This is a genomic window from Streptomyces sp. NPDC031121, assembly GCF_055570615.1.
In genome coordinates this window covers 557674-577821 of the sequence record NZ_JBVIGV010000001.1, presented here as the reverse complement: position 1 = coordinate 577821, position 20148 = coordinate 557674, and the positions used below count along the sequence as shown (strand labels likewise).

At 71.6% G+C, this 20148-nt stretch carries 19 protein-coding genes; 4 read left to right on the top strand and 15 right to left on the bottom strand.

Annotated features, from left to right (window positions below; all coding sequences use genetic code 11):
- Positions 1-98 precede the first annotated feature (98 nt).
- The 3 genes from ACZ462_RS02695 to ACZ462_RS02685 all read right to left on the bottom strand — a co-directional run bounded on the left by ACZ462_RS02695 (position 99) and on the right by ACZ462_RS02685 (position 4306).
- Positions 99-2750, bottom strand: coding sequence for an ATP-binding protein (locus ACZ462_RS02695; protein WP_467802618.1), 2652 nt, complete (start codon positions 2748-2750; stop codon positions 99-101).
- 197 nt (positions 2751-2947) lie between these two features.
- Positions 2948-3271 carry an STAS domain-containing protein gene (locus tag ACZ462_RS02690; RefSeq protein WP_467802617.1) on the bottom strand — a complete coding sequence of 108 codons (324 nt, stop codon included), beginning with the start codon at positions 3269-3271 and terminating at the stop codon, positions 2948-2950.
- A 186-nt stretch (positions 3272-3457) separates the two neighbouring features.
- Complete coding sequence (locus ACZ462_RS02685; protein ID WP_467802616.1) at positions 3458-4306, bottom strand: 3-hydroxyacyl-CoA dehydrogenase family protein; 849 nt, start codon at positions 4304-4306, stop codon at positions 3458-3460.
- A 170-nt stretch (positions 4307-4476) separates the two neighbouring features.
- Here ACZ462_RS02685 and ACZ462_RS02680 point away from each other — a divergent pair, with 170 nt between their 5' ends.
- Entirely contained in the window at positions 4477-5052 is a 576-nt protein-coding gene (locus tag ACZ462_RS02680; RefSeq protein ID WP_467802615.1) for a cob(I)yrinic acid a,c-diamide adenosyltransferase, read from the top strand.
- 45 nt (positions 5053-5097) lie between these two features.
- Here the strand turns inward: ACZ462_RS02680 and ACZ462_RS02675 are convergent, their stop codons facing one another.
- On the bottom strand, positions 5098-5694 hold the full coding sequence (locus tag ACZ462_RS02675; protein WP_467802879.1) for a hypothetical protein: 597 nt from the start codon (positions 5692-5694) through the stop codon (positions 5098-5100).
- A 199-nt stretch (positions 5695-5893) separates the two neighbouring features.
- On the opposite strand from ACZ462_RS02675, the gene ACZ462_RS02670 reads away from it, so the two are divergent.
- The 3 genes from ACZ462_RS02670 (at position 5894) to ACZ462_RS02660 (ending at position 9785) form a co-directional block, all read left to right on the top strand.
- Complete coding sequence (locus tag ACZ462_RS02670) at positions 5894-7114, top strand: sensor histidine kinase (protein ID WP_467802614.1); 1221 nt, start codon at positions 5894-5896, stop codon at positions 7112-7114.
- Positions 7111-7764, top strand: a complete 654-nt coding sequence (locus ACZ462_RS02665; protein ID WP_467802612.1) for a response regulator — start codon at positions 7111-7113, stop codon at positions 7762-7764. The genes ACZ462_RS02670 and ACZ462_RS02665 overlap by 4 nt, the downstream gene beginning before the upstream one ends.
- A gap of 173 nt (positions 7765-7937) precedes the next feature.
- Complete coding sequence (locus ACZ462_RS02660; protein ID WP_467802611.1) at positions 7938-9785, top strand: glycosyl hydrolase family 18 protein; 1848 nt, start codon at positions 7938-7940, stop codon at positions 9783-9785.
- Positions 9786-10045: 260 nt separating this feature from the next.
- Here ACZ462_RS02660 and ACZ462_RS02655 read toward each other — a convergent pair whose 3' ends face one another.
- The 11 genes from ACZ462_RS02655 to ACZ462_RS02605 all read right to left on the bottom strand — a co-directional run bounded on the left by ACZ462_RS02655 (position 10046) and on the right by ACZ462_RS02605 (position 20064).
- On the bottom strand, positions 10046-10492 hold the full coding sequence (locus tag ACZ462_RS02655) for a DUF2550 domain-containing protein (RefSeq protein ID WP_467802610.1): 447 nt from the start codon (positions 10490-10492) through the stop codon (positions 10046-10048).
- Between the two features lie 127 nt (positions 10493-10619).
- Positions 10620-10994, bottom strand: a complete 375-nt coding sequence (locus ACZ462_RS02650; protein WP_467802609.1) for a F0F1 ATP synthase subunit epsilon — start codon at positions 10992-10994, stop codon at positions 10620-10622.
- Positions 10995-11143: 149 nt separating this feature from the next.
- Positions 11144-12580, bottom strand: a complete 1437-nt coding sequence (atpD, locus tag ACZ462_RS02645) for a F0F1 ATP synthase subunit beta (RefSeq protein WP_428985481.1) — start codon at positions 12578-12580, stop codon at positions 11144-11146.
- Positions 12581-12592: 12 nt separating this feature from the next.
- Complete coding sequence (locus ACZ462_RS02640; protein WP_467802608.1) at positions 12593-13510, bottom strand: F0F1 ATP synthase subunit gamma; 918 nt, start codon at positions 13508-13510, stop codon at positions 12593-12595.
- 20 nt (positions 13511-13530) lie between these two features.
- Positions 13531-15117, bottom strand: coding sequence for a F0F1 ATP synthase subunit alpha (gene atpA / locus ACZ462_RS02635; protein ID WP_467802606.1), 1587 nt, complete (start codon positions 15115-15117; stop codon positions 13531-13533).
- A gap of 128 nt (positions 15118-15245) precedes the next feature.
- Positions 15246-16061 (bottom strand): F0F1 ATP synthase subunit delta, encoded by an 816-nt coding sequence (locus ACZ462_RS02630; protein WP_467802605.1) that lies wholly within the window; start codon positions 16059-16061, stop codon positions 15246-15248.
- Positions 16058-16603 (bottom strand): F0F1 ATP synthase subunit B, encoded by a 546-nt coding sequence (locus ACZ462_RS02625; protein ID WP_467802603.1) that lies wholly within the window; start codon positions 16601-16603, stop codon positions 16058-16060. The genes ACZ462_RS02630 and ACZ462_RS02625 overlap by 4 nt, the downstream gene beginning before the upstream one ends.
- 38 nt (positions 16604-16641) lie before the next feature.
- The gene (locus tag ACZ462_RS02620) at positions 16642-16893 is read right to left on the bottom strand and encodes an ATP synthase subunit c family protein (RefSeq protein WP_018535366.1); all 252 of its coding nucleotides are present in this window, start codon (positions 16891-16893) and stop codon (positions 16642-16644) included.
- Between the two features lie 75 nt (positions 16894-16968).
- On the bottom strand, positions 16969-17805 hold the full coding sequence (gene atpB / locus ACZ462_RS02615; protein ID WP_467802878.1) for a F0F1 ATP synthase subunit A: 837 nt from the start codon (positions 17803-17805) through the stop codon (positions 16969-16971).
- Between the two features lie 210 nt (positions 17806-18015).
- Entirely contained in the window at positions 18016-18453 is a 438-nt protein-coding gene (locus ACZ462_RS02610) for a hypothetical protein (RefSeq protein WP_189809173.1), read from the bottom strand.
- A 276-nt stretch (positions 18454-18729) separates the two neighbouring features.
- Complete coding sequence (locus tag ACZ462_RS02605; RefSeq protein ID WP_467802877.1) at positions 18730-20064, bottom strand: MraY family glycosyltransferase; 1335 nt, start codon at positions 20062-20064, stop codon at positions 18730-18732.
- Between the last annotated feature and the right edge of the window lie 84 nt (positions 20065-20148).

Sequence of the window (20148 nt, the reverse complement as noted above, 5' to 3'; positions counted from 1 at the left end):
CGCGCGGCGGCCGGATCGGTGCCCCGCATCCGTCACGTCGGCCGCGCTCCCCGTCCGGGGGGGCGCGGCCGCTGTGCGTGTGGGGGCGGGGTGTGCCGCTACGACGGGAGGGACGGCTCCTGCGGGGAGGTCGGCCCCGCCGCGGTGGTCGTGCCCGTGGCCGTGGCCGGGGGCGTGGTGGCGGTCGGTGTGGGCGCCGGCGACGGCGTCGGGCTCGCGACGGGCGACTGGCTGGGCGAGGGGGACGAGGCCGTGGGCCCGGTGACCGGCGGGGTCTGCGTGGACGGCTCCGTTCCGGGGGACGGCCGGCGGGAGGGGGCGCCCTTGGAGGGGCTCGGCCCGGCGCTCTGGCTCGCCTCCTCGGACGCGGACTGCCGGGGGGACGGCGCCGTGGCGGGCTGCGGTACGGAGTCGCTGCCGCCGCCGTCGGTCCCCGTCGAGGTGGTGCCGGTCGACGGCGTGCCGGCCGACGGCGTCGGGGAGGTCGTGGAGCCGCCGGCCGGGGCCTGCGTCCCGGACGAGGTCATCGCGAGCCCCACGACCGTGCCGAGCACCGCCACCGTCAGCGCGCCGGCCGCGGCCGTCAGGACGGCCTTGCGCCGCTGCCGCAGCAGGGCGGCGGGGCCGGGCCCGGGGGCGGGGGCACCGGTGGGCCGCCCCGGCGGAGGGGCGGGTACGGGGGCGGGGCGGGGCGCGGGCTTCGGGTCGAGGGGGAAGGCGTCCTCGAACACCTTGGAGAGCGAGGCGGGCACGCCGGCGGGCCGGATGACGGGCACCGCCGTGGTGGCGGCCCCGGTGGCGGGGAGTGCGGCGGTGACCGCCTCCGACGCGGGGAGCGCGGCGGTCGGGGCTTCGGAGGCGGGGGCCGCGGCGGCCGGCCGGGGCTTCGCGTCGCGGACCGGGGCGCGGGAGGCCGCGGCGGAGACCACGTCGGGCCATGCGGTGGCGGCGGCGTCCGGCCGCGCGGTGGCCGAGGCGGCGTCCGGCCGCGCGGCGCCGGGTATGCGGGATCCCGCGGCTCCCCCGGAGCCCGCAGCGGGCGCCGCGGGGAGCGCCGGGGCCGTGCCGGCGGCGGGCGCGGCCGGGGCCTCCAGCCGCAGCGGCGGCGAGGCCTGGACGGCGGCCTCCCGGTCGGTGACGAGGGCGAGGGCCCTGCGGCCCGCCACGGTGCCCCGCTTGTCGGCGAGGGCGCCCCTGAGGCCGATCGACGCCTCCAGTTCGGCCCGCGCGCGGTCCAGGCGCCCCTCGCACAGGGCGAGGACGCCGAGTTCGTGGTGGAAGTACGCCTGTTCGGCGACCTCGCCGGCCTTGCGCGCGGCCTCGGCGCCGGCGCGGAGCACGCGCTCCCACGCCTCCCAGTGCCGGGCCGCGGCGAACGCCGGGGCCGCGCTGCGCGCGAGCAGCACTCCGGCAACGACGTCGGCTCCGGCGAGCGCCGCGAGGACCGCGTCCGCCTCGGCGGCGACCCGCTCGGGGGTCACCGAGGAGTGCCCGGTCCACCAGGCGTAGTGCCGGGCGGCGGTCCGGGCCTCCTCCGCGGCGGTCTCGCCGAAGCCGGCCTCCTCCAGCTGCCGGGCCACCCCGGCGGCCAGCCGGTGGCGGGGGCCGACCGGCGCGATCAGGCCTGCGGCAAGGAGTTCGGCGACCGCGGCGTCGGCGTGGGTGTCCCCGACGAGGGCGGGCAGGTGGGCGTGGTGCGGCAGCTCCCCGCCGAGTGCGCAGGCGATCCGCAGTGCGGCGCGCGCCGATTCGCCGGCGCGGGCGGCGAGCAGCGCGGCCGGGGCCGCGGCCTCGGCGAGCGTCGGCAGCGGGACGGGGCCGGCGGACCGCGGCCGCTCGTCGAAGACGCCGGGCTCCTCGTCGTCGTCCTCGGCGGCGGCCCGGTTGAGTTCGTCGCGGCCCCGCAGCAGGGCGGCGGCCTGGACGAAGCGCAGCGGCAGCCCTTCGGAGGCGAAGCGCAGGTCCTCGGCCCAGGCGGCCTCGGCGTCGGTGAGGGGCCGCCCGGTCCGCGCTTCGAGGAGGCGCAGGCACGCGTCCCGGCCGAGGCCGGTGAGGAAGACCTCCTCCAGGTGGGAGTCGTCGGAGGGGGCGCGGGTCTCCGGGGCGGCGGCCAGCAGGTAGGCGCACTCGGGGGTGGCGGCGAGCAGCTCGTCGAGGGCGGCGCCGCCCATCTCCAGGTCGTCGAGGAGGACGATGGCTCCGATGGTGCCGACGCGGGTGAGGAGTTCGGTGCGCCCGGGGCGTTCGGCCGGGGCGTCGTAGACGGCGTCGTGGAGCGCGTACAGCAGTTCGCCGGGCTGCTGGTGGCCGTGGCCGGAGAGGCGGACGACGCCGTCGGGCGCGAGTCCGGCGCAGTCGGCGGCGACCGCGTCGAGGAGGGACGTGCGGCCGGATCCGGCCGGTCCGGTGAGCCGTACGGAGCGGCCGCGGCCGAGGAGGCGCACGAGGCGCTCGCGCTCCTCCTCGCGGCCGACGAGCACCGGGGCGGGGGCGGCGGGACCGGGCAGGGCGGGGGGCCGCGCGGCGGCGGTGTGGGCGCTGCGCCCGGCGGCGCCGCGCTTGGCGGGGGTGCCGCCGCCGGTGCCGGGCCGGCGCGGCTCTATCTCGCTGCCGTCGACGGGGTTGACGGTGAGGGTGTAGTCGCCGGCGGTGAGGGTGACGACGCGGGCCACGGGGCCGGGTGCGGTGTGCGCCCCGGGGCCCGCCGCGGCGAGCTCCCCCGGTTCGGCCTGCCCCTGCGTGCGGTCCATGACCTGTGCCCCCGATCGCGCCCTGTGCCGTTGCCGTTCTGCGTCCGGGCCGGCGCGTGCGGGTGCCGCTGCCGGTCCGGTGTCCGCCCGACCCTAGACGGTGGCCGGTCGAACACGGAACCGCAGGGGTGCGTTATCCGCCGTACCGTTACGTTTCCGCAGGCGGAGGCGGGGGCACGGCGGCGGCCCGGGCGGTCTCAGACCCTGGGGAGGGATTCCGCTTCCAGGCCGCCCTCGATGGCGAGGATGCGGTGGAGGCGGGTGGCGACGAGGAGGCGCTGCATCTGCGGCGGGACCCCGCGCAGCACGAGGCGGCGGCCGGTCCGCCCGGCCCGGCGGTGCGCGCCCATGATGACGCCGAGGCCGGTGGCGTCCCAGGAGTCGAGTCCGGTGAGGTCGAGCACGAGGTCGCCGTGCCCGCGGTCGAGGGCGGTGTGCAGGACCGTACGGGCGTCCGCCGCGCTGCGCACGTCGAGGCGGCCCCCGACAGCGAGTTCGGCGTGGTCGCCCCTGATGTGCATATGCGCTCCCGGCAGTACTGGCTTGTGTCTGGTCCGACTGGTCCGCGGTCGGCAACTCTCACTGCAACTGACTGCGGCGCAGGCAGTGAAGTTGCCGACCGTGAGCGAACCGATACCAAAATCACCCGCAGGGCCGATCCTTCGAACAGGCGCCCCATGACGGGGCGTCCGTGCGGGTGTCCGGTCTCAGTGCTTGTAGAAGCCCTGGCCCGTCTTGCGGCCGAAGTCGCCCGCGTCGACCATGCGGCGCATGAGCTCCGGCGGCGCGAACTTCTCGTCCTGGGACTCGGTGTAGATGTTGCTCGTGGCGTGCAGCAGGATGTCGACGCCGGTCAGGTCGGCGGTGGCGAGCGGGCCCATGGCGTGCCCGAAGCCCAGCTTGCAGGCGATGTCGATGTCCTCGGCGGACGCCACGCCCGATTCGTACAGCTTGGCGGCCTCGACGACGAGCGCCGAGATCAGACGGGTCGTCACGAAGCCGGCGACGTCGCGGTTGACGACGATGCAGGTCTTGCCGACGGACTCGGCGAACGCGCGGGTTGCGGCGAGGGTCTCGTCGCTGGTCTTGTAGCCGCGGACGAGCTCGCACAGCTGCATCATCGGCACCGGCGAGAAGAAGTGCGCGCCGACGACCCGCTCCGGACGCTCCGTCACCGCCGCGATCTTGGTGATCGGGATGGCGGAGGTGTTGGAGGCGAGGATCGCGTCCTCGCGGACGAGCTTGTCCAGGGCGCGGAAGATCTCGTGCTTGACCTCGAGCTTCTCGAAGACGGCCTCGACGACGATGTCGGCGTCCGCGACCGCGTCCAGGTCGGTGGTCGTGGTGATGCGGGCGAGCGCGGCCTCCGCGTCCCCGGCCGACATCTTCCCCTTGGAGACGAACTTGTCGTACGAGGCCTTGATGCCGTCGGTGCCCCGGGTCAGCGCGGCGTCGGTGACGTCGCGCAGGACGACGTCCCACCCCGCCTGCGCGGAGACCTGAGCGATTCCCGAACCCATCAGCCCCGCACCGATGACGGCGAGCTTCCCAGCCACTGCACACCCCTCGTTCTTGAAACGGCCCGGTCTCGTGCCTCTCGGCCGGAGACTAGCGGTCGTGAGCGGTGGTGTGACCGGGAAGTAACACGCGTCACGTCTCAGATGACGGACATCACACCGGTCCGGCCCAGCGGCCGCCGCCCCCGCGACTCCCCTACGCTGGCCGCATGGTGAACCTCACGCGCATCTACACCCGCACGGGCGACAAGGGCACGACGGCCCTCGGCGACATGAGCCGCACCGCCAAGACCGACCTGCGGATCTCCGCCTACGCCGACGCGAACGAGGCGAACGCGGCGATCGGCACGGCGATCGCCCTCGGCGGCCTGCCTGACGAGGTCGTGAAGGTGCTGGTGCGGGTGCAGAACGACCTGTTCGACGTCGGCGCCGACCTCAGCACGCCGGTCGTGGCGGACCCGGAGTACCCGCCGCTGCGGGTCGAGCAGTTCTACGTCGACAAGCTGGAGGCCGACTGCGACCGCTTCAACGCGGAGCTGGAGAAGCTGCGCAGCTTCATCCTCCCCGGCGGTACGCCCGGAGCGGCGCTGCTGCACCAGGCCTGCACGGTGGTCCGCCGCGCGGAGCGCTCCACCTGGGCGGCGATGGAGGTGCACGGCGAGGTGATGAACCCGCTGACCGCCACCTACCTCAACCGCCTCTCCGACCTCCTGTTCATCCTGGCCCGTACGGCCAACAAGGAGGTCGGGGACGTTCTGTGGGTGCCGGGCGGCGAGCGGGACTGACCCCTGTCCAGTGCCGTGACCGGGAAGGTTCACCGGGTCACGGCACTAGGCGTCCCGCCGGCCGGGGAGGACCGGGTCGGCCTGGGCCTCCGGCGCCTCCGGGGTCTCGGCCGCCGGGGCCTTGCGGGGCCAGATCCAGTACGTGGCGGCCACGACGCCGTGGATGACGACGGCGCGCAGGGCGCCGAACTGCCAGCCCCGCAGGCCGGAGGTGTCGCCCGCGTCGCCGACGTACAGGATGGCCGCCTCCAGCAGGGCGAGGGCGACGGCGCCGGCGGCCACGGTCCGCAGCCACAGCCTCGCCTCGTGGCGGGCGCGCTCCCTGCCGTACGTCGGGCCCGGCGGCTTGGGGCCGCCGGCGAAGCGGTGCGCGGCATGCCGGTCGAGCCATTTCACGGTGTAGTGGCCGAATCCCACGGTGTAGCCGATGTAGAGGGCGGCGAGGCCGTGCTTCCAGGACGGCTCGCCGCCGTTCTTGAGGTCCAGCGTGGAGACCACCAGCAGCACGAGCTCCAGCAGCGGCTCGCACAGCAGGACGGCCGCCCCGAGCCGGGGCATCTTCGCGAGGTAGCGCAGGGCGAGGCCGGCGGCGAGCAGCACCCAGAAGCCCACCTCGCAGGCGACGATCAGGGCGACGAGCACGGGTTTCTCCATTCGCTGGGGGGTGGGCGGTGCGGCGGCCGACGCCGCCCGGCACCTGGTTCCAGCCTCTCCCGCGGTCCGCACCGGTTCGTCGTCTCCGCAGGTGAACCGGGACTGCATCCTTCGGTGTAGTGGACCGCCTGATGCGATACGCCCCTGTGGCGAGGCTCCGGGGCCGCGCAGCGTGTTGGATGGGACGGTGACCGCGACCGAGGCCCCGACCGACCCCGAGCGGACCCGCCGGATCCCCCGCCCCCACCGCGACGACGTGCTCCTCGCGGTGGTCAGCGTGCTCGGCGGGGTGCTGCTGTGGTCGCTCGGCATCTACACGACGAACAACCGGCACTTCTTCCCGCCCTGGGCGGCCCTGGTCCCGCTGCTGGTGATCGGCCCGCTGGAGCTGGTGCGCCGCAGCTGCCCCCAGCTCATCGTGGGCGTCGGGACCCTCGCCGTGGTGGCGGACCAGTTCACCGTGGGCAACCTCGGCACCGTCATGATCTTCACGGACCTGGTGTACGCGGCCGCCCTCTACGGCAGGCCCCCGATGGCCCGGCGGCTGCCGGTCTCGACGGGCCTGGTCACCGTGGCCGTCACGATCGTCGCGGTGGCCTGGTTCCGCACCCCGCAGGCGCTGATGATCGGCGTGGTCACCGGCATCGTCAGCTTCGGCCCGGCCCTGACGGGCGCCACCCTGCGCAACCACCGCGAAGCCGCGGTCGCCGCCCGGCTGCGCGCGGAGCAGACGGCGCTGCTGGCCGAGATGGACCGCAGCCAGGCCGTCGTCGCCGAACGGGCGCGGATGGCCCGGGAGCTGCACGACATGGTGGCCAACCACCTTTCCGCGATCGCCATCCACTCCACGGCGGCCCTCTCCATCGACTCCCCCGCGACGAGCCGCGAGGCCCTCGGGGTGATCCGCGAGAACAGCGTGCAGGGGCTGGCCGAGATGCGCCGGCTGATCGGGCTGCTGCGGGACGCGGGCGCGGAGCAGGAGGCCGCCGCGACGCCCACGCTGGAAGGGCTCGACGCCCTGGTGGCGCAGGCCCGCGTCAACGGCCGCGGCAGCGGCCTGGAGTTCGAGCTGTGCGACGAGCGGCGGCCCGGCCCGGATCCGCTGCCGGCCCCCGTGGAGCTGGCGGCGTACCGGATCGTCCAGGAGTCGCTCACCAACGCCCTCAAGCACGCCGCCCCGGGCACGGTCCGGGTCCGCGTGGCCCGCGCCGGCGGGCTGCTGTCGGTGGCGGTGGAGTCGCCCTGCGCCGACCGGCCCCCGCGCCGCGCCCCGGGCTCCGGGGCGGGCCTGATCGGCATGCGGGAGCGGACGGAGCTGCTGGGCGGGGAGTTCACGGCGGGCCGGCAGGGCCCGCTCTGGCGGGTGCGGGCGGTCCTGCCCGCGGAGGAGAAGGCGGTGACCGGGTGACCATCCGGGTGGTGGTGGCGGAGGACCAGAGCGCGGTGCGCGCGGGGCTGGTGCTGATCCTGCGCAGTGCGGGCGACATCGAGGTCGTGGGCGAGGCCGCGGACGGCGAGGAGGCGGTGCGGCTGGCCCGCGTGCTGCGCCCGGACCTCGTCCTCATGGACGTGCAGATGCCGCGGCTCGACGGGGTGTCGGCGACGCGGCAGGTGGTGGCGGAGGGCCTCGCCGACGTCCTCGTCCTGACGACGTTCGACCTGGACGAGTACGTCTTCGGTGCGCTGCGGGCCGGCGCGGCGGGCTTCCTGCTGAAGAACGCCGACGCGGCCGAGCTGATCGCCGGCGTGCGGACCGTGGCGCGCGGCGAGGGGCTGATCTCACCGGCGGTGACCAGGCGCCTGATCGCCGAGTTCGCGGCGCCGCGGCAGGCGGGGGCCGCCGTGGCGCCGGAGCGGGCCGCGGCGGTGGAGTCCCTGACGCGCCGGGAGCGGGAGGTGCTGGGCTGCCTCGGCGAGGGCCTGTCGAACGCGGAGATCGCGGTGCGGCTGTCGATGGCCGAGGCGACGGTGAAGACGCACGTGAGCAGGCTGCTCGGCAAGCTGGAGCTGCGCAGCCGGGTCCAGGCGGCCGTGCTGGCGCGGGAGCTGGGACTCTAGCTCGCCTCCAACTCCATTGTGGTCTGGACCTCTTGACGGTTGGTCCAGACCTTTCTACGCTCGCGGCAACTGTGGTGAGCGTGCCGTGCCAGGGACGCTCACGGGCGGCGCAGGTCCCACCCCCGAGTCGCAGCCGGCCCCACGGCCCGCGACGGACCTACGGAGGAGCACCCTTGAGCACAGCACCCCCACCCCGCACCACCCGCATGATGCGCAGGCTCGTCGCGGCCGTGGCCGCCTTCGCCGTGCCGGCCGCAGGGCTCGTCGCCCTCGCCGGCCCCGCGCAGGCCGCCGCGTCCGCGACGGCGACGTACACGAAGGCCTCGGACTGGGGCTCCGGATTCGAGGGCAGGTGGACGGTGAAGAACACCGGCACCACCACCCTCACCGGCTGGACCGTCGAGTGGGACTTCCCCTCGGGCACCCGGGTCACCTCGGCCTGGGACGCAGCAGTCACCAACTCCGCGGACCACTGGACCGCCAAGAACGTCGGCTGGAACGGCACCCTCGCCCCGGGCGCCAGCGTCACCTTCGGCTTCAACGGCAGCGGCTCCGGAGCCCCGACCGGCTGCAAGCTCAACGGCAACCCCTGCGACGGCGGCCCCTCCGAGCCCGGCGACAACCCGCCCTCGGCCCCCGGCACGCCCACCGCGGGGACGGTCACCGAGACCTCGGCCGCCCTGTCCTGGACCCCCGCGACCGACGACAAGGGCGTCCGGGACTACGACGTCCACCGCGGCTCCACGAAGATCGCGACGGTCACCGGGACCTCGTACACCGACACCGGCCTGACCAAGGGGACGGCGTACACCTACTCCGTGACCGCCCGCGACACCGCGGGCCAGACCGGGCCCTCCTCGGGCACCCTGACGGTCACCACCCCGGGCGGCAGCACCCCGGACCCCGGTGAGAAGGTCAAGCTCGGCTACTTCACCAACTGGGGCGTCTACGGGCGCAACTACCACGCGAAGAACCTGGTCACCTCCGGCACCGCCGCGAAGATCACGCACATCAACTACGCCTTCGGGAACGTCCAGGGCGGCCGCTGCACCATAGGCGACGCCTACGCCGACTACGACAAGGCGTACGGCGCCGACCAGAGCGTCGACGGCAAGGCCGACACCTGGGACCAGCCGCTGCGCGGCAACTTCAACCAGCTGCGCAAGCTGAAGGCCCAGTACCCGCACATCAAGGTGCTGTGGTCGTTCGGCGGATGGACCTGGTCCGGCGGCTTCGGCCAGGCCGCGGCCAACCCGGCCGCCTTCGCCCAGTCCTGCTACGACCTGGTGGAGGACCCCCGCTGGGCCGACGTCTTCGACGGCATCGACCTCGACTGGGAGTACCCGAACGCCTGCGGCCTGACCTGCGACACCTCGGGCCCGGCCGCGTTCACGAACATGATGAAGGCCATGAAGGCCAAGTTCGGCCCGAACAACCTGGTCACGGCCGCGATCACCGCGGACGCCTCGGACGGCGGGAAGATCGACGCGGCGGACTACGCGGGCGCCGCGCAGTACACCGACTTCTACAACGTCATGACGTACGACTTCTTCGGCGCCTGGGCGGCGAAGGGGCCGACCGCCCCGCACTCCCCGCTCACCTCGTACGCCGGCATCCCGCAGGCCGGCTTCAACTCCGCCGACGCCATCGCCAAGCTCAAGGCCAAGGGCGTCCCGGGCAGCAAGCTGAACCTCGGCATCGGCTTCTACGGCCGCGGCTGGACCGGCGTCACCCAGGACGCCCCCGGCGGCACCGCCACCGGCCCGGCGCAGGGCACGTACGAGCAGGGCATCGAGGACTACAAGGTCCTCAAGGCCGGCTGCCCGGCCACCGGCACGGTCGCCGGCACCGCCTACGCCAAGTGCGGCAGCAACTGGTGGAGCTACGACACCCCCGCCACCATCGCCGGCAAGATGGCCTGGGCCAAGCAGCAGGGCCTCAGGGGGGCCTTCTACTGGGAGTTCAGCGGGGACACCGCGAACGGCGAACTCGCCTCCGCGGTCCACTCCGGCCTGCGGTGACCCCCGCACCGTGACCCGCTGACCGCCGGAGCCGGAGGGACGGGATCCGCCCCCCGCCCCCGGGCTCCCGGCCCGAAGACACCGCCGCCCTCCCCGGAGCAGTCACTCCCGGGGAGGGCGGCGGCACGCGTCAGGCGACATTCACCCTCCCCCGGACTTCGCCTGGGGGGACCCCCACCAACGGGCAAGGAACTTCTACGCCACATTCACCCTCCCCCGGACTTCGCCTGGGGGCACCCCCACCAACGGGCAAGGAACTTCTACGCGACATTCACCCGTTGGCCGGGCGGAGCCGCCTCCAGCCAGGCCAGGAATCCGGTCAGGGCGTCCTCGCTCATCGCCAGCTCCAGGCGCACCCCCCGGTGGGTGCAGCCGAGCACGACGGCGTCGGACAGCAGGGCCAGCTCCTCCTCGCCCTCCGGGGCGCGGCGCGCGACGACCTCGATCGAGCCGCGCTCCAGCAGCCTGCGGGGCCGCGGGGAGTAGGAGAAGACGCGGAACCAGTCGATGCGGTCACCGCTGTAGCGGGCGACCCCGTACACCCAGCCCTTGCCGGAGACGTCGTGCTTGTCCGAGACGTCCCAGCGCAGGCTGCAGTCGAAGGTGCCGCCGGAGCGCTGGATCAGCCGCCGGCGCAGCCCGAACACGAAAAGGCCGATCACCACCAAGGCTACGACCAGGCCGCTCACAAGCAGAGCGAGGAGCATCTTCACCGACCTCCTCGCTCATCGACTACCGCAAGTGAAACGGACGTACATCGCCTCAGCCGCGACCCGTCCCGGGAAATTCCGGAACGGACCGCGGCTGAGGTCACAAACCTGTTCGGTACGGGGCTCAGTGCCCCGCGACCGCACGCAGCCGGACATCGGCGCGACGCTCGGCGGCGGCGTCCGCCTCCGACTTGGCGCGCTCCAGCGCCCGCTCCGCACGCTTGACGTCGATCTCGTCCGCGAGCTCGGCGATCTCGGCCAGCAGGGACAGCTTGTTGTCCGCGAACGAGATGAAACCGCCGTGCACCGCGGCGACGACCGTACCGCCGGCACTGGTGCGAATGGTCACCGGGCCCGATTCCAGCACGCCGAGAAGCGGCTGGTGACCGGGCATGACGCCGATGTCGCCGGACGTGGTGCGGGCGACGACCAGGGTGGCCTCGCCGGACCAGACACTGCGGTCCGCCGCGACCAGCTCGACGTGCAGCTCAGCAGCCAAGGTTGGCTCCTCGGGTCACCACCCGGCAGGTTCGCCGGGTGTTGGATGAATTCTAATGGGCGGGCGGAGAGGGACGGGACGCACCCGCCCCTCTCCGCGTGATCGGTTCGGCCGGGGCGGGTGCGCGCCCCGCCCACGGCCGTCCCGGATCAGGAGACGCCCAGCTCCTTGGCGTTCTTCTTCAGGTCCTCGAGACCACCGCACATGAAGAAGGCCTGCTCGGGGAAGTGGTCGAACTCACCGTCGCAGATCGCGTTGAACGCGGCGATCGACTCGTCGAGCGGGACGTCCGAACCGTCCACGCCGGTGAACTGCTTCGCCGCGTGGGTGTTCTGGGACAGGAAGCGCTCGACACGGCGGGCGCGGTGGACAACGAGCTTGTCCTCCTCGCCGAGCTCGTCGATACCGAGGATCGCGATGATGTCCTGGAGGTCCTTGTACTTCTGCAGGATCCCCTTGACGCGGGTCGCGGCCTCGTAGTGGTCCTTCGCGATGTACCGCGGGTCGAGGATGCGGGACGAGGAGTCCAGCGGGTCCACGGCCGGGTAGATGCCCTTCTCGGAGATCGGACGGGAGAGGACCGTCGTCGCGTCGAGGTGGGCGAAGGTGGTCGCCGGGGCCGGGTCGGTCAGGTCGTCGGCGGGGACGTAGATCGCCTGCATCGAGGTGATCGAGTGACCGCGGGTCGAGGTGATGCGCTCCTGGAGGAGACCCATCTCGTCGGCCAGGTTCGGCTGGTAGCCCACCGCGGAGGGCATGCGGCCGAGCAGCGTGGAGACCTCGGAACCGGCCTGCGTGAAGCGGAAGATGTTGTCGATGAAGAACAGCACGTCCTGCTTCTGCACATCGCGGAAGTACTCCGCCATGGTCAGGCCGGCCAGGGCGACGCGCAGACGGGTGCCCGGGGGCTCGTCCATCTGGCCGAAGACCAGCGCGGTCTTGTCGAGAACGCCGGCCTCCTCCATCTCGACCATGAGGTCGTTGCCCTCACGGGTGCGCTCACCGACACCCGCGAAGACGGAAACGCCCTCGTGCAGCTTCGCCACACGCATGATCATTTCCTGGATCAGAACGGTCTTGCCGACACCGGCACCACCGAACAGACCGATCTTTCCACCCTTGACGTACGGGGTGAGGAGGTCGACGACCTTCAGGCCGGTCTCGAACATCTCGGTCTTGGACTCGAGCTGGTCGAAGGCCGGGGCCTTGCGGTGGATCGGCCAGCGCTCGGCGTTCGCGACCGTGGACTCGTCCTCGTTGAGGACGCGGCCCAGGGTGTTGAACACCTTGCCCTTGGTGACGTCACCGACGGGCACGGTGATGCCCTTGCCGGTGTCGGTGACCACTGCCTGGCGGACCAGGCCGTCGGTGGGCTGCATGGAGATGGTGCGCACCATGCCGTCACCCAGGTGCTGCGCGACCTCGAGGGTCAGCGTCTTGAGCGCGCCCTCCTCGGCCGGGTCGGCGACCTGGACGGTCAGCGCGTTGTAGATCTCCGGCATCGCGTCGACGGGGAACTCCACGTCGACGACCGGGCCGATGACCCGCGCGATGCGGCCGGTGGCGGCCGCCACTGCGTTATCGATAGACGTCGTCACTTACTTGTCACTCCCCGCGTTCGCGTCGGCCAGGGCTGCGGAGCCACCGACGATCTCGCTGATTTCCTGGGTGATTTCGGCCTGGCGGGCCGCGTTGGCAAGCCGGGTGAGGCTGGTGATCAGCTCACCGGCGTTGTCGGTGGCCGACTTCATCGCGCGGCGGCGGGCGGCGTGCTCGGAAGCAGCGGCCTGCAGCAGCGCGTTGTAGATGCGGCTCTCGACGTAGCGCGGCAGCAGGGCGTCGAGGACGTCCTCCGCCGACGGCTCGAAGTCGAACAGCGGCAGGATCTCGCCCTTGCCGGCCGTCTCCTCCGACGCCTTCTCGAGGCTGAGCGGCAGCATCCGGTTGTCCACCGCGTTCTGCGTCATCATCGACACGAACTCCGTGTAGACGATGTGCAGCTCGTCCACGCCGCCCTCGGCCGTCTCCTTGGTGACGGCCTCGATCAGCGGGGCGGCGACGGCCTTCGCGTTCGCGTAGCTCGGGCTGTCGGTGAAGCCGGTCCAGCTGTCCGCGATCTTGCGCTCGCGGAAGTTGTAGTAGGCGACACCCTTGCGGCCGACGATGTAGTGGTCGACCTCCTTGCCCTCACCGCGCAGCCGCTCCGTCAGCCGGTCCGCCGCCTTGATGGCGTTGGACGAGTAGCCGCCGGCCAGACCGCGGTCGCTCGTGAGCAGCACGACCGCAGCGCGCACCGGGTTCTCGGACTCGGTGGTGAGCGGGTGCTTGGTGTTGGAGCCGGTCGCCACCGCGGTCACCGCACGGGTGAGCTCGGTCGCGTACGGCGTGGAGGCCGCCACCTGGCGCTGCGCCTTGACGATGCGCGAGGCGGCGATCATCTCCATCGCCTTGGTGATCTTCTTGGTCGCGGTAACGGATCGGATGCGACGCTTGTAGACCCGGAGCTGGGCTCCCATGAGTCAGGTCCCTTCCGTCGTTACTTGCCGGCCGGAGCGTCTTCGCCCAGAAGCTTGCCGTCCGAGGTCTCGAACTGCTTCTTGAAGTCGGCGATGGCGTCGGCGACGGACTGGAGGGTGTCGTCCGACATCTTGCCGCCCTCGCGGATCGAGGTGAGGAGGTCCTTGCGGTTGTGGCGCAGGAACTCGAGCAGCTCGGACTCGAAGCGGCGGATGTCCTCGACCGGGACGTCGTCCATCTTGCCGGTGGTGCCCGCCCAGATGGAGATGACCTGCTCCTGGACCGGCATCGGCTGGTACTGGCCCTGCTTGAGCAGCTCGACCATGCGCTTGCCGCGCTCCAGGGAGGACTTCGACGCGGCGTCCAGGTCGGAACCGAAGGCGGCGAACGCCTCCAGCTCGCGGTACTGGGCGAGGTCGACGCGGAGGCGGCCGGAGATCTGCTTCATGGCCTTGTGCTGCGCGGAGCCACCGACACGGGAGACCGAGATACCGACGTTCAGGGCCGGGCGCTGGCCGGCGTTGAACAGGTCGGACTCCAGGAAGCACTGGCCGTCGGTGATGGAGATGACGTTGGTCGGGATGAACGCCGACACGTCGTTCGCCTTGGTCTCGACGATCGGCAGACCGGTCATCGAGCCGGCGCCCATGTCGTCCGACAGCTTGGCGCAGCGCTCCAGCAGGCGGGAGTGCAGGTAGAAGACGTCGCCCGGGTAGGCCTCGCGGCCCGGCGGACGGCGCAGCAGCAGCGACACGGCGCGGTAGGCGTCGGCCTGCTTCGACAGGTCGTCGAAGACGATCAGGACGTGCTTGCCCTGGTACATCCAGTGCTGGCCGATGGCGGAGCCGGTGTAGGGCGCCAGGTACTTGAAGCCGGCCGGGTCGGACGCCGGGGCGGCGACGATGGTCGTGTACTCCAGGGCACCGGCCTCTTCCAGCGCGGCGCGCACGGAAGCGATGGTGGAGCCCTTCTGGCCGATGGCGACGTAGATGCAGCGGACCTGCTTGTTCACGTCGCCCGAGCGCCAGTTGTCACGCTGGTTGATGATCGTGTCGACGGCCAGGGCGGTCTTGCCCGTCTGGCGGTCGCCGATGATCAGCTGACGCTGGCCGCGGCCGACCGGCGTCATGGCGTCGACGGCCTTGTAACCCGTCTCCATGGGCTCGTGCACGGACTTGCGCTGCATGACGCCCGGGGCCTGCAGCTCGAGGGCGCGGCGGCCCTCGGTCGCGATCTCGCCGAGACCGTCGATCGGGTTGCCGAGCGGGTCGACGACACGGCCGAGGTAGCCCTCGCCGACGCCGACGGAGAGCACCTCACCGGTGCGCTGCACCGGCTGGCCCTCCTCGATGCCGCTGAACTCGCCGAGGACGATCGCACCGATCTCGCGGTCCTCGAGGTTGAGCGCGAGGCCGAGGGTTCCGTCCTCGAACTTCAGCAGCTCGTTCGCCATGGCGGAGGGCAGGCCCTCCACCTTCGCGATGCCGTCACCGGCAACGCTGACCGTGCCGACCTCCTCGCGCGAGGCCGCGTCCGGCTTGTACGACTGGACGAAAGTCTCCAGTGCGTCCCGGATCTCCTCCGGCCGGATCGTGAGCTCCGCCATCTGGGTTCCCTGCTCTCCTTGTTGGGCCTGAAGCTTCATAGGGGTCTGGGGGCGACCCCCAGGAATCTTCTGCAAGTTCTGCACGGCCCAACCGGGCCGCTAGGAATCTTCGTTCTGTTTGTGGCCGGTCAGCCGGCCATGCGGCGCTCCGCCTCGGCGAGGCGGTTCGCGATGCTGCCGTCGATGACCTCGTCGCCGATCTTCACCACGATCCCGCCGACGACCTCGGGGTCGACGTCCAGGTTCAGGTGCATCTGGCGGCCGTACAGCTTGGCCAGCACCGCGCCGAGACGCGCACGCTGCACGTCGCTGAGCGGAACCGCGCTGGTCACGGTGGCGACCACGCGGTCACGGCGCTCGGCGGCGAGCTTGGACAGGGCCTCGAGGCCCCCTTCCAGGCTACGTCCCCGCGGGTGCGTGACGAGACGGGTGACCATCCGCTCGGTGACGGCGTGGGCCTTGCCGCCGAGCAGGCTGCGCAGCAGCTCGCCCTTGGCGGAGGCGGTGGCCGTCCGGTCGGTCAGCGCGGCGCGCAGCTCGGGGTTCGAGGCGACGATCCGGGTGAACCGGAACAGCTCGTCCTCGACGCCGTCGAGCGCGCCGCTCTGCTGGGCCGCCGTGAGGTCGGCGGTGTCGGCCAGCTGCTCCAGGCCGTCGACGAGGTCGCGGGACTGGGACCAGCGGGACCGGACCGTGCCCGTGACCAGGTCGAGGGTCTCACCGCTCACCTGGCCGGCGAGCAGGCGCTGCGCCAGCTCGGCCTTGGCCTCACCGGACTGCGCCGGGTCGGTGAGGACCCGGCGCAGCGAGACCTCACGGTCGAGCAGCGCGGTGACGGCAGCCAGCTCACCGGCGAGCTTCGCCGCGTCGACGGACGTGTTGTCCGTCAGCGCGTCGAGGCGCTCGCGCGCGGAGGCCAGTGCCTCGCGGCTCGCTCCGTTCATCGGGCCGCCTCGGCCTTCTCCTCAAGCTCGCTGAGGAAGCGGTCGATGGTGCGGCTCTGACGGGCGGCGTCCTCGAGGGACTCGCCGACGAGCTTGCCGGCCAGGTCGGTGGCGAGCTTGCCCACGTCCTGGCGCAGTGCCTGAGAGGCGGCCTTGCGGTCGGCCTCGATCTGGGCGTGGCCGGCAGCGATGATCTCCTCACGCTGCCGCTGGCCCTCTGCGCGCAGTTCTTCCTTGAGCGCAGTGCCCTGCTCGAGCGCTTCCTGGCGCAGGCGCGCGGCCTCGTGCCGAGCCTCGGCGAGCTGGGCCTTGTACTGCTCCAGCACGCTCTGGGCCTCGGTCTGAGCGGCTTCGGCCTTCTCGATACCGCCTTCGATCGCCTCGCGGCGCTCGTCCAGAACCTTGTTGATGTTCGGGAGGAGCTTCTTGGCGAGGAAGCCGAAGACGATGACGAAGGCGATCAGACCGATGACCAGCTCGGGGATCGGCGGGATGAGGGGGCTCTGGGGCTCCTCAGCCGCAATCTGAACCAGAGGGTTCACATCAGTGCCTTCCGTCTAAAGGGTGTTCGCTACCGCGATCAGGAGGTCGGGTAGACGAACGGCATGACCAGACCGATGAGGGCGAGCGCCTCACAGAAGGCGAAGCCGAGGATCTGGTTGGCGCGGATCAGGCCGGCGGCCTCGGGCTGGCGGGCCAGGGCCTGGGTGCCGTTGCCGAAGATGATGCCGACGCCGACGCCGGGGCCGATGGCGGCGAGGCCGTAGCCGATGGAGCCGAGGTTGCCCTTGATTTCGACGCCAGCGGCGAGGGTCTGCGCGAGAGCGGACATGCCGGTTCTTCCTTCTCTTTCATGGACCGGTGGGGGTTGGCCACCGGACGTCTGATGGTTTGGGGGTGGGGCCGGTCAGTGGTGCTCGGCGACGGCGCCCTGGAGGAAGCTGCAGGCCAGGAGCACGAAGACGTAGGCCTGGACAGCCTGGATGAAGAGCTCGAAGGCGGTCATCACGATGACCATCACGAACGAGACACCCGCGTAGGCGATGCCGATGCCGTTCAGCAGGTACCAGCTGGCGATCGTGAAGAGCAGCAGCAGCGTGTGACCGGCGAACATGTTCGCGAAGAGACGGACCGCGTGGGTGAAGGGGCGGACCAGGACGTTCGAGAAGAACTCGATCAGCATGACCAGCGGCAGGATTCCGCCGAGCGACTTGTCGTAGCCCGTCAGGTTCTTCAGGCCGCCGACGAAGCCGTGGCGCTTGAAGGTGACCGACATCCACATGACGTAGATGACGAGCGCGAGGCCGGCCGGGTAGGCGATGACCGACGTCACCGGGAACTGGGCGACCGGGATGATCGACCAGAGGTTCAGCATCCAGACGAAGAAGAACGTCGCGACCATGAAGGGGACGTACTTCTCGCCCTCCTTCTTGCCGAGCGTCTCGTAGACGATGCCGCGGCGGACGAAGTCGTAGCCGGCCTCGGCGACCATCTGCAGCTTTCCGGGAACCACCTTCGGCTTGCGGAAGGCCGCCCAGAAGAAGCCGAGGATGATGACGGACCCGAGCAGGGCCAGCAGCATCGTCTTGTTGAAGTAGACGCTGCTGTCCGCGTCGCCGAAGATCGGCTCGAACAGGAACGAGTGCAGGCCAGGAGCCGGGAAGCCACAGCCGTCGAAGATGTGGCAATCGGTCTCGAAGGCGAGCACCTGCGTCGGGTCAGCACTCACCGCGGGCTCCTTCAGCGTGGCGCATAGGTACGGCAACCTCGTTGTGTCGGCGCGGCGCAGGGCCGCGGGTCGGCACGGGACTGGTCTTACGGATGTGGGGGCGGCCGGCAGGCATTGAGCCTCGCGATTGAGCAGGCGTCAGCTCAGATGCCCGCGCCCGCGATGCCGCACACGGCACCGGACGATAGCAGCATCTCGAACGACCACTTATCCCGCCCCTACCCTTCACGACGAGGACCCCGTGTTGTCGGGCTTGTCACCCTTGTCGGCGTTCGGCTCGACGTAAAGGATCTTGGCCTTCATGTGGGCGCGGGTCTGCGCGGCGATCCAGACGAGCGTCGCGACGACCAGCGAGATGGCGAAGGCCTTGGGGTTGAAAAGCGTCGTGTCCCGGAACGCGGCGACGAAGACGAACAGCAGCAGGATCTGGGTCGTGTAGAGGACCAGGCCCATCATCTGGAACAGATGCGGCCACGACCGGGCCGTGTGCTGCAGTACGACGAAGCCGACACCCATGAACGCGATCACCACCAGCGTGGCGACGAGCGCACCGATGGCCCCCTCGCCCCCCGCGACCACGCCGCTGACGATCGCGGCGACGACGCCGGCGGCAGCGGTGGGTACGGCGGTTTGCAGCAGGGATCGGACGTCATCAGACCGCATGGCGGGGTAGCTCCGCGTGGTGGTGGGGGTACGGGACTCGTACGGGACGAGCGTAAAGCCCGGTCCGAGCATGAGGACTCGGGCCGAGGACCGTCGCACTACGACCCTTCGGCACTGTCGCCGGGTTTAGTGAACGGTATCACAAACTATTTGATGAGAGCTTTACCTGCCTCGTGTGCTTACTGTCACACATGAGAGCTAACGCGCCCGTGTGTGCACGACGGGTGGCCGTTTCGTGTGGTAAAGGCGTTTCGTTTCCGGATTGCGGGTGCGCCGTCAGCGCGCCGATCCGGCCTTACGCCGCTCGGGGAAGCGCGAACGGGGGCCCACCGCTGTCGCGCCGTTGACGCCCGAGACGCCCATCGCGACCGGCCGCGCCGGCTCCGGCTCGCGTCCGGAGGCGTCCTGTGCGGCCGCCTCGGCGGCCCGCTCCGCGTGCCGGTAGCGCGGCGGCACCAGGAACTCCGCCCAGCGCGGGGCGCGCGGCGTGAAGCGCGGCAGGAGCAGCAGGACGAGGCCGACGGCGCTCAGCAGGGCGATCACGAAGACGATCCACATCGAGGCCGAGTGCACCGAGTAGGCCACCGCGCTGAAGGCGAAGAGGCCCGACCAGAAGTACATGATCAGCACGGCGCGGCTGTGCGAGTGCCCGAGTTCCAGCAGCCGGTGGTGCAGGTGCCCGCGGTCCGCGGCGAACGGCGACTGGCCGTTCCAGGTGCGCCGCACGATGGCCAGGATCAGGTCCGTCATCGGGATCGCGATGATCGTCAGCGGCAGCAGCAGCGGGATGAAGACCGGCAGCATCGCGTGCGTCGCGTTGCGCTCGCCGCCCGCGAAGAGCGCCATGGTGTCCGGGTCCACCTGCCCGGTGATCGAGATCGTGCCGGCGGCGAGGACCAGGCCGATGAGCATCGACCCGGAGTCGCCCATGAAGATCCGCGCCGGGTGCATGTTGTGCGGGAGGAAGCCCAGGCACATGCCCATCAGGATCGCCGCGAAGAGGGTCGCCGGCGCCGCCGCCTCGATCCCGTAGCCGAACCAGATCCGGTACCCGTACAGGAAGAACGCCGCGGCGGCGATGCAGACCATGCCCGCGGCCAGGCCGTCGAGCCCGTCGACGAAGTTCACCGCGTTGATGGTGATCACCACCAGCGCCACCGTCAGCAGGTTGCCCTGCCACTGCGTGAGCGCGACCGTCCCGACACCCGGGACGGGGATCCACAGGATGGTCAGGCCCTGCATGACCATCACGCCCGCGGCGATCATCTGCGCGCCCAGCTTGATCAGGGCGTCGATCTCGAACTTGTCGTCGAGGACGCCGATCAGCCAGATCAGCGCCGCCCCGGAGAGCAGCGCCCGCGGCTCGTTCGACAGCTCGAAGACGCCGTTCAGGTTCGGCAGGTGGTCCGCGACCAGGAGGCCAGCGCACAGGCCGCCGAACATCGCGATCCCGCCGAGCCGCGGTGTGGGCTCGCGGTGCACGTCGCGGGCGCGGATCTCGGGCATCGCCCCGGCCGCGATGGCGAACTTCCGAACGGGCCCGGTGAGCAGGTAGGTCACCGCGACCGTGACGCAAAGCGTCAGCAGATATTCACGCACGGGCTGCCCCAGATGTATCGCCGGCCATCTCAGCCCCACACATTAGCCGTGATGTGCCCCATGCCGAGGACGCGAGGGGTCCGGTTCCCGGTTGCA